Consider the following 10,385-nt stretch of genomic DNA (forward strand, 5'->3'; position numbering starts at 1 on the left):
CGAAGCCTGGCAAAAGAAAAGCAATCCTGAACATATCAATAAAGCCATCGAGGGGGCCTTCAATAGTGGCTTAAATGCCCTGGCCGGTGATTATATTTCCCTCAAGGAACAGCGCGAAAAAGACTACCAGACCGCCAAAGCCATAGTAAAGAACTTCTATACTCTGGGCATCATCAACGATGTTTATCAAAAAATACTGGACGTTTCCCGTGAGCAAAATGTATTTCTTCTGTCAGGCACCAATCATCTGCTGACCAGAATTATTCGTGAGGATGAAGCCCCTTTTATTTATGAGCGAACCGGAACCAGATATCATCACTATATGATTGATGAGTTTCAGGACACCTCTGCCATGCAATATGCCAATTTTCGACCACTCATTAACAACAGTCTGGCTCAGAATCATTTTGCCATGCTGGTGGGCGATGTAAAACAGTCTATTTACCGGTGGCGAAACTCCGACTGGACGCTGCTGGCCGGGCAGGTGGAAAAAGAATTTGACACATTTGGAACCATTGTCAATACGCTTGACACTAATTTTCGTAGCAGTGCCAATGTAATTGCCTTCAACAACAGTTTCTTTCAACATTCCGCACGAGCCTTACAAGCGCAACTCCTACAAAAATCGGACGGAAATGCCGGTTCATCAAATGGCATTGACACAAAAATAATTGATGCCTACCATGATGTTGCACAGTTGGTTGCCCCTAAAAATCAGGAGAATCCTGGCCATGTAGCATTCAGGTTCTTTGAAGCCCCCAATAAGGAAGATTTCCGGGAACAAGCCATTGAAGCCTCTGTTGAGCAGGTAGTTAATTTGCTGGACAATGGCTTCGCCCCTGCGGATATTTGTGTTTTGGTGCGTAAAAAAGTCGAAGGCATAGCCATTACCAACGCTCTTTTGTCGGGTGAATATCATCGTGAGAAAAAACCGCTGCCGGTCATCAGTAACGAGACCTTGCGGCTAAATAGTTCACCTGCAGTACTATTCATCATTAATCACCTTAAGTTCATTCTTGCACCCGACGATAAGGTTTTAGAAGCCTTTATCCGATTGCATTGGGAACGGCATTTAAGAGAATTGGATCTAAAGAATTTTGATGCATCTGATGTTTTTCACAACCCTCAAAAAGCAGCCACCTGGCAGCAGCATCTGGAATTTATAGAAAACAAGCAGCAACTTCCGCTTTACGACCTGGCTGATGAGCTGACCCGATTAATTCCAGAAGAAATAAGGTCAGAGCAGGGCATTTACATTCAGGCTCTTCTCAACAACATCAATAGTTTCTCGTCGCAGGAAGCGGCCAACCTAAATCTTTTCATCGACGAATGGGAAAAAACAATCCAGTTTGAAAGTATAGCGGGCCCGGAAAATCAGGAAGCCATACAGGTAATGACTGTTCACAAATCCAAAGGACTGGAATTTAAGGCCGTGGTTTTACCATTCTGCAACTGGGAACTGAATGACGAAAGGCTTCAAAACTTACTTTGGTGTAAACCACAGACAGCCCCTTTCAATGAATTGGACCTGGTTCCGGTAAATTATGAGAAATCTTTGGTCAATTCTCACTTTTCCGGAGAATACCTGGAAGAGCTGATGCACCAGTATATTGATAACCTGAATCTCCTCTATGTTGCATTTACCCGGGCCGAACTCTCTTTAACAGCCTTTTGCCAGAAAAAGAAAACTCTCCCCAAAGAACTGGGAACAGTATCGGATCTGTTGTGGTTTCATTTTGAGGCCAGAGAATCGGATCACAACGAACTGCCCGGCAATTGGGACGCCGTTAAACAAGAATATCAACTTGGAGAGATATTCAAAGAACCTGAGAAAAAAGGTGAAGACAAACAATTATCAGAATCTCGTCCGCTCATTACCTGTCAACTTCCGACCATGCAAACCTTTCCCTTTCGTGAGCGCATTGCCATTCATCTGGAGAGTGATGAGTATTTTGATGATGAAAAAGAAGAGAGCGGAATCACCTATGGAAAAGTAATGCACCATCTTTTTGAGATGATGGAAACTCGTGAAGACCTGGACGATGCCCTAAAAACGCTGTGGTTTGAAGGAAAGATTGATGAACAGGAACAGGCTGTCATCAAAATAAAAATGGAAGAATGGCTTAATCACCCAGATGTTAAGGCTTGGTTTGATGGCAGTTATACAATATTACCTGAAGTAGCCATATTACACCAAAATATTCGACGTCCGGATCGGGTAATGCTGTCTGATGCAGAGACCATCGTGGTGGATTACAAATTTGGAAAGGCCGTAACTTCCAAACACCAGATGCAGGTTAAAGGTTATATGAATAAAATAAAAGAGATGGGGCATAGCAATATAAGAGGCTATATCTGGTATGTGTCACAAAAAGAAGTGGTGAGGGTGGACAATGAAGCAGTTCAGGGAAGCTTGTTTTAAACAAAAAACGGCGGTTTCAAACCGCCGTTCCTATTAATTACTTCTTCAGTATCAAAACCATTTCTTTAACTGTTCCTTAACCTCGTCCACCTTTTCTTTTACTTTAGGGTCATCAAGAGCTTTCTCCACCGCTTTTTTAGCTTCCTCTTCCAGTTCTTTCTTCGCTTGTTCCTTGAACTCTTCGTCCAGTTTAAAGCTCAGTTTGGGCTCTTTGACGGTTCCCCGAACCAGTACATTAACCATCACATCGGAAACCCCTGAGGAGGGTAAGGAGGCACCCAATAAACCGGCAACATTGCCCAGTTCCTGTTTGGAAACCGGCATCTTAATCACATAGTCCATCGACTGGTCAAGACTTTGCTTACCGGAAATGGTCAGTTGTCTGTCAAAAACATTGGCTTTAAAAGGCTCCACAATCACATCCCCATTTTCCATTTTAAAACTAATGTTAAGGTCTTCAGCCCGTGCTTTTTTATACTTGTCGTTGTTTAGCATAGAAGCCATAGCTGTTTGAACTTTAGCCCCGGATATTTCAACACCTTGCGACGACAACAGCCCTCCCCCTACAACAGAACTCAATATAGGGGACATATCGGGCCCCATCAGACTGTTGATTTTCAGCTTGGTGGAAACAGTCCCTACTGCCCGCTTTGCAATAGGCATCATACTGTCTACCATGCTGAATGAGTTGGCAGCCTTGTGAACATCAATAGAATTTAAGGCCATGTCGAAATTCACAAAAGGCTTAAGTGTATCGGCAGTGTTGTATTCGCCCGAGACCACCATGCTACCGTCCAGCATATTGCTCTTCAGACCATCGAGGATAACGCGTCCGTTTACAATGGTGATTTTACCGGCCATATTGGTCATTTCCAACTTGTCATATAGCAATTTATCCACAGTACTATTAAAGACAAAACTAAGGTTTTTGGGCACCAGCACCAGTTCCATTGCAGTAGTATCTTCTTCCACAGCTGTAGTATCTTCACCTGCCAGCTGCATCAGTTCATTGGCGTCAATCAATCTGGACTGATGACTGAGATTACCACTTAAGGTACCGTCCTTCAATACATAAGACAGATAGTTCTCAACCTTTCCCTGAAGATTAAAATCACTTTTCCCAAAAGAACTTTTAAAAGTTTTTAATTCCATAAAGCGGGGAGTAATCTGCATATCGGCATTGCTGATAAGAAAACCTGCCGGCAGGTCGGGTGTGCTAAAGAAGAAGTCCTTCAAGCCTATTTTTCCGTTGGCTTCAATCTCCTCAAAAAGCTCCTTCTCCACCATTTCATAGTCCCCGTTTATCTGCATATCAGCAGAAATAATACCACGAAGTTCCATACTGTCCATGGGCACTGCCTGCGACAGAGATGCCAAATCGATTACTCCTTTCATGCTTCCTTTGTAGGTTGCATTGGAAATGGGTGTCCCTATCCACATAGATGCATCAAAGGGATTGTCGCCCAATCTAAAATGAAGCCTATTGATGTCAGTTACAGTGAGATCCATCGCTCCTCCCGGATTATCAACCTTAAGATCAATCTGAATATCCTCGATAGATTTGGGCAAATCGGGATATTGAATGAGACCATCCTTGACATTCAATACCATATTAAAGGCCGGGAGATTCTCGGCATCCACATAAGTTCCTTTGGCAGTGGCCTCCAGCTTCAATGATCCCTCGGTAGTTAAATCCTCAAAATCCTGGAGATAAGTTGCGGGAACCATCGAAAGCAATGTCTTAAAGCTGGTTTCACGAGCAGCCAGTTTCACATCCAGGTCATAACCTTCTTCAAGCAAACCCACTGTTCCCTCGAAGCCGAGTCCAAGTTCATTAAGCAATAACTCGTTATCCTTAAATGTGAATACCATATTTTCTAAATCCGCTTCAATGATGGCATCCAGTGACACAAAAGCTTCTTTCACATATTGGGTACCCTCCATTTCAAGATTCAGTTTCTGAATAGAGGTTTGGATATCCAGATTGGTTTCCTTTTGTGATAAATCCCCTTCCATAGTAAAATCCAGGTCGTCGATAGTAGTGGAAAATGCCATTGTCTGGTCTGAGAAACCCAGCCGTGCATCCCTGATTTCGAGTAATTCGAGCTGAACAGCAAAATCGGATGCTGCAGAAGCGGTATCTTCCACCACCTCTTCAGTTTCCGAAGCAAGAACAATGTCCCAGTTGGCAATGGAATCCTGATTAACCTTCAACCAAAGCTGTGGTTTATCTAAAAAGACAGAATTAATATTAATGCCATCACCACCTATAGCACTCCACAAATCAATGCTGGCCGTAAATGCTCCAACATGAAGTAAAGTATCTCCTTCGAACGGCTCTTTGTTGATAATGGTAAGTCCGTCGAGCCCCATAGAGAGGTTGGGGAAATGACGAAACATAGACAGACTGAACTTGTCGAACGACACAGTAGCAGTTACGTTTTCATTAATTACCTCAGTTACTTTCCGTTCGATTTTACCTTTAAACAATGAAGGTAACACCAGCAAAAGCAACAAAATAAGGGCAAAAACCCCCAATAAAATTTGCAAAAATCGCTTCATGAGTATTTAATTAAAGTTTTAATGTTGAGCACAGACTTAATGTTGACGAAATGAATTCAGGTTCAAAAAACGCCTGAGCTTTGAGCCTGATAAGAAAAACTCTTTTCCGTGCAGACTCATTTGTAAATTTAGTAAAAGGCAAGGAAAAAAGCCGGATGAAATGAAAAAAGATTTCTGAATGGTATAAGTATATAAGACAAGCTCAATCGGCTCCTTCTTCCATAAAAACCATACGCCCAATATTCGTTGCGTGACTATTGACCATTCTCAACAAATTCAGCAGTTCTATATGTACCTTGCTCGACTCTACCGACTGACTGCTGGGTGCCAACAGGCGCTTATAGTGTTGCATCTCCATTTCGTAAGCCATGAGTGCATATTTTCGGTATTTTCGCTTCATTTTCATTGCTTTTTCAGGCTCCCAGTCTTCAAGTAATTGTAATGCCCGTGCCAATTGTTTAACACAACGCTGCTGATAATCATGCAATTCTCCGGCTCCTTCCCGGGAAAACCGAATGTTGGCATTGAGCCATTTATCTCCCTGACGAGCCATATTAACTGAGACAATATCGGCAATTTGTTCCAACTCATTGACTACATGTAGAAATCTATAGATATCATCAGACCATTGTTCCACTGACATTTTTTCATTCATGGACACCAGAAACCGATTAATTTCCTCTCTGTAATTGTCCACTTTTTTTTCATTGGCTCTAAGGTCATCCAAAACTTTTGACTCCCTATCAAAGAAAGGCACCAGTGACTGTTCAACCATTTTAAGAACCAGGCGTCCCATATCACTCACCTCTTTCTTTAAAAAGGGAAGCATCATCTCCCCCGAACCAATTAACTCAGGTTTTAGATAATTCAAATGAAATTTATTCTTTTTGCTTTCCGGCACCATTTTCATTACAATAAATCCAATGATTCCGGTAAACGGCAAAAAAACCAATGTCATAAAAACATTAAAAATGGTATGTGCATTGGCCAAAAACCGGCCTTCTGAAGCGTTTTCTCCTGAAATGGACCAGGTGAGGTGTTCCCAAAAGCCCAGCAACCAAACCATAATAAGAACCCCGGCAACTCTGAAGAGGGTGTTGGCCACCGCCAGTCTTTTACCACCAATGGAAGAGTTCACGGAGGCCAGCAAAGCAGTAACAGTAGTGCCGATATTAGTTCCTAAGATAAGGGGCAATGAATCTGCCACCGACAATAAACCAGTGGCGGTAAGGGTCATCACAATCCCGATGAATGCGGCACTGCTCTGGATAAGTGCCGTAAAAACAGTTCCCGCAAAAATTCCCCATATTGGGTTTTCAAGATAGACCAGCCACCGGGTAAAACGTTCCACACTGCCCAGGGGCTCCATTCCCGACGACATTAGATCCATCCCGTAGAATAAAATCCCGAGAGCCATTACTATTTGTCCGCTGTAGGACCAGCGGCGTTTTCCAAAAGCTTTAAACAAAAAGCCAAGACCAACAAATCCAAGGGAATAGGCACCCAGCTTAAAAGCAATTAGTTGCGCTGTGATGGTGGTACCAATACCTGTGCCCAGCATTACGGACAGGGTTTGTCCCAGGCTCAGTAACGCGGCATCCACGAAACCCACCATGACTACCGAAGCAGCCGAACTGCTTTGAAACAAAACCGTCAGAAGAATTCCGAACAACACACCTCCCCCTTTGGTGGCGGTAAACTTTTCCAGAACATGACGCATCTGCCTTCCAGCCAGGCTTTTCATACCGTTACTCAGCTGGTCCATCCCCAACAGGAAAAAACCCAGTCCGCCAAGAAGTTGTATAAATATCAGGAAATAATTCATGGAATCTTTTGTGCTTTAAAATGCAAAGATAAAAACATCAGAATTTTACCGTCATTCGACCTCAATCTCAGTTATCCTTACTTTTATCAGGCCTTCTTTCATTTCCGACAACTCTGTGAAGGCTGCCCTGGAGAGATCTAAAATGCGGTCTTCGACAAATGGACCGCGATCGTTCACCTTAACAATAACTGTTTTCTTATTGGTAAGATTCTCAACTTTTAACCAGGTGCCAAGCGGCAGAGTCCGGTGCGCAGCTGTTAACCCATCGTGCCTGTATATTTCTCCGCTGGCTGTGCGATTTCCGTCAAGCGACCAGGCATAATAAGAAGCAGTACCCACCTCACTGAAAGCTGTATCTTCGCTTTTGTTTAAAGAGATTACCAAAGCAAAAACAACCAGTACTATCAATAAGAATACTTTAACTGAGAACCGCATAGGCACGGTTTTTTTATTGTAAATGGTCTCCGATCACTTTTTCCAGATAAGCAGTAATTTCATCGGGTGAAAACTCGCCCGGTTCAATAGGTTTCAGTATCTGATACGTAATTTCCTGACCAAATTGCAAGGGAAAGTTGCCTTTTTTCAGTAACCTGCTGTGCCCGCTTATCACAAATGGCACCACCACCGCTGATGGAGCTCCTCTCATCAAAGTCTGGATGCCGGCAGACATAAAAGGTCGTAGTTTTCCAGTTTTACTTCTGGTTCCCTCAGGAAAGATACAGGCGGCATAATTATTTTTTTCAATCAATCGTCCCAGTTTCAGAATCTCCTTGACCGCCTGGGAACCGTTTTTCCGGTCTATAATTGCCGACTGTCCATGTTTTAAATTATAAGAAATACTGAACATATTTTTAGACAACTCTATTTTGGAAATGAATTTAGGATAAAATTTTCGAAATCCCCATCCGATAGCCGGAATATCGTACATACTCTGATGGTTGGCAACTACAATCACGGGCCGGTCTTTTGGCACATTCTCCAACCCGATGTAGCGAACACGTGCTCCTAAGATATGCAATCCTTTCAACAGTAATATGTTAAGCACATCAACCGAGCGGCGGCGTGCATGTTCTCCAAAAAACTTAAGTGCAATTACCTGAACGGGATAAAACATCACTATTTGGAACATCATATAAAGATGAAAAACCGGAGTAAGGATAAATCCTAAAAACTTTTTCATAAATAAAAACGTGTTGCAATTAAATTGTAATCAACTTCGTTTAGCGCAATACCCGGCCATAAAGGTCGTAATCCTCAGCTTCTGTTATTTGCACCTGATAAAAATGTCCGGGCTTCACCTCTTCCGAAATCGGAATCAATACTTCAGGATCGACCTCAGGAGAATCGAATTCCGAACGTCCAATAAAGAAATCATCCTCTTTGCGGTCGATAATGACCTTCAATATTTTCCCAACTTTTGTTTCATTGATTCCACGGCTGATATCACGCTGGAGGGCCATAATTTCATCAGCTCTGGCCTGCTTTTCCTCCTGCGAAGTATCATCCTGATAATTCTTCCAGGCAAAGGTGTCTTCTTCGTGTGAATAAGGAAACACACCCAATCTTTCGAACCGCATTTCTTTCACAAATTCAAGAAGTTCTTCAAAGTCGGCTTCTGTTTCACCGGGATGTCCGGTAATCATGGTGGTACGTAGATGAATGCCCGGAACTTTTTCGCGCATGGTCTGAACCAGCTGAATGGTATCGGCCCTGGTCACATGGCGTTTCATCAGTTTCAGCATATTATCTGAAATGTGCTGAAGTGCAATATCCATATAAGCACAAACCTTCGGATTGTTGGCCATCACATCAAGTACATCCATGGGAAAAGCAGCCGGATAGGCATAATGCAGCCGAATCCATTCAATCCCTTCAATTTGCGAAAGTTTTTCCACCAATGGTGCCAGCATCTGTTTCTTATACAAATCGAGTCCGTAGTAAGACAAATCCTGTGCAATTACCTGCAACTCTTTCACCCCATGCGAAGCCAGGAAACGGGCCTCTTCCACCAGCTCTTCCATCGGTTTTGATTTATGCTTACCGGTAATAATAGGAATGGCACAGTATGAACAGGAGCGATTGCACCCTTCAGATATTTTAAGATAAGCATAATGGCCTGGAGTTGTCAGAGACCGCTCATTCACCAGGTCGGGCCGGAAAGTGCTTCCCAGATCGGCAATGAGTTCTTTCCAGTTAAATTTTCCATAGAAATGATCCACTTCAGGCAATTCCTTGCCCAGCAGGTCAAAATAACGCTCCGAAAGGCACCCCATTACATAGAGTTTATTGATGCGGCCGTCCTTCTTTGCTTCAACAAAATCAAGTATGGTATCAATGCTCTCCTCTTTGGCATCCCCAATAAATCCGCAGGTATTAATTACCACAATCTCCCCACTGGGGTTTGGTGAGTCATGCTCTACAGTGAATCCTCCACCCTCGAATTGTCTGATTAGAAACTCAGAATCCACCAGGTTCTTTGAACAGCCCAATGTAATTACGTCCACTCGCCTCTTGCCTTGCTTTGTCATTTATTTATGGTTTGTTGTTAAATATGGGGAAATAGGCGCTTAGCGCTGTAAACTATCTAACATGTTATTTATGTCGATTGGTGTTTTGAAAATTTCTATGCCTTCCTTCGGGCTGAAAGCCCAGTTTACATCAGCTTGGGGCAAAGCGACACGGCGCCCCCGGGTTATTGATGTTCAAAAATGGATGCGCCCTGTAAGGGCAGGTTAATATATTTGTATTTTGAAATTTTATCCTTTTTTTTTTTTTAATTGCCCTTAAAGGGCGCCTGTTATTAACTGATTTTAATTCCCGGGTTTTTGCCTCCGGACTGAATTAATTTGCCCTTTCAGAGCGTTAAAAAATATATGTGTGCATAGCTCCAAATCTCCGTAGGGGCTTTTTTAGGCTTTACCTGAAAAAACGAAGAGGTTGGATGCTGGATATTAGTAGTCTGAAGCAAAAATTGTACTCTAACAGCTACGAGCAAAAAAGCCAACTTACCCAAACAAAGAATCAACAAACTCCTTACGGTTAAATACCTGCAGGTCGTCAATTCCTTCTCCGATACCAATGTATTTCACAGGAACTTTCAGCTGGTCTGAAACCCCGATAACCACTCCCCCCTTGGCAGTTCCATCCAGTTTGGTGATGGCTAGTGAGGTAACCTCAGTAGCTTTTGTAAACTGTTTGGCCTGTTCAAAAGCATTCTGGCCGGTAGAACCGTCGAGTACCAGCATAATCTCGTGAGGAGCATCCGGAATCACTTTTTGCATGACCTTTTTAACCTTAGTCAGCTCATTCATCAGATTAACCTTATTGTGCAATCGGCCGGCAGTATCAATAATGACCACGTCGGCATTTTTGGTTTTTGCTGATGCCAGTGTATCAAAAGCCACCGAAGCCGGGTCGGAGCCCATTTTTTGTTTTACCAGTGGCACATCCACCCGGTTGGCCCATATTTCGAGCTGTTCGATAGCGGCAGCACGAAAAGTATCTGCAGCGCCAAGAACCACCCTTTTACCCGATGCTTTAAATTTATGGGCCAGTTTGCCGATGGTAGTGGTCTTC

Annotated in this window: 7 protein-coding genes; 1 reads left to right on the forward strand and 6 read right to left on the reverse strand. The window is 43.1% G+C overall.

Annotated elements, in window-relative coordinates:
- Positions 1-2,422, forward strand: a 2,422-nt coding sequence (locus QZZ43_RS17885) for an exodeoxyribonuclease V subunit beta (RefSeq protein ID WP_291862123.1), incomplete at its 5' end; no start/stop codon positions are given.
- A gap of 51 nt (positions 2,423-2,473) precedes the next feature.
- Here the strand turns inward: QZZ43_RS17885 and QZZ43_RS17890 are convergent.
- From QZZ43_RS17890 to ftsY, 6 genes are all read right to left on the reverse strand, one after another.
- Positions 2,474-4,984: an AsmA-like C-terminal region-containing protein gene (locus tag QZZ43_RS17890; protein WP_291862125.1), complete on the reverse strand. Its 2,511-nt coding sequence runs from the start codon at positions 4,982-4,984 to the stop codon at positions 2,474-2,476.
- 202 nt (positions 4,985-5,186) lie between these two features.
- Complete coding sequence (locus tag QZZ43_RS17895) at positions 5,187-6,809, reverse strand: Na/Pi cotransporter family protein (RefSeq protein ID WP_291862127.1); 1,623 nt, start codon at positions 6,807-6,809, stop codon at positions 5,187-5,189.
- 51 nt (positions 6,810-6,860) lie between these two features.
- Positions 6,861-7,244, reverse strand: coding sequence for a septal ring lytic transglycosylase RlpA family protein (locus QZZ43_RS17900; RefSeq protein ID WP_291862129.1), 384 nt, complete (start codon positions 7,242-7,244; stop codon positions 6,861-6,863).
- Between the two features lie 13 nt (positions 7,245-7,257).
- Entirely contained in the window at positions 7,258-7,989 is a 732-nt protein-coding gene (locus QZZ43_RS17905; protein ID WP_291862131.1) for a 1-acyl-sn-glycerol-3-phosphate acyltransferase, read from the reverse strand.
- Positions 7,990-8,029: 40 nt separating this feature from the next.
- Positions 8,030-9,337, reverse strand: a complete 1,308-nt coding sequence (gene rimO, locus QZZ43_RS17910; protein ID WP_291862133.1) for a 30S ribosomal protein S12 methylthiotransferase RimO — start codon at positions 9,335-9,337, stop codon at positions 8,030-8,032.
- A 477-nt stretch (positions 9,338-9,814) separates the two neighbouring features.
- Positions 9,815-10,385, reverse strand: a 571-nt coding sequence (ftsY, locus tag QZZ43_RS17915; protein ID WP_291862135.1) for a signal recognition particle-docking protein FtsY, incomplete at its 5' end; no start/stop codon positions are given.

It is taken from the genome of Marinilabilia sp. (genome assembly GCF_016278715.1).
Classification (GTDB): Bacteria; Bacteroidota; Bacteroidia; order Bacteroidales; family Marinilabiliaceae; genus Marinilabilia.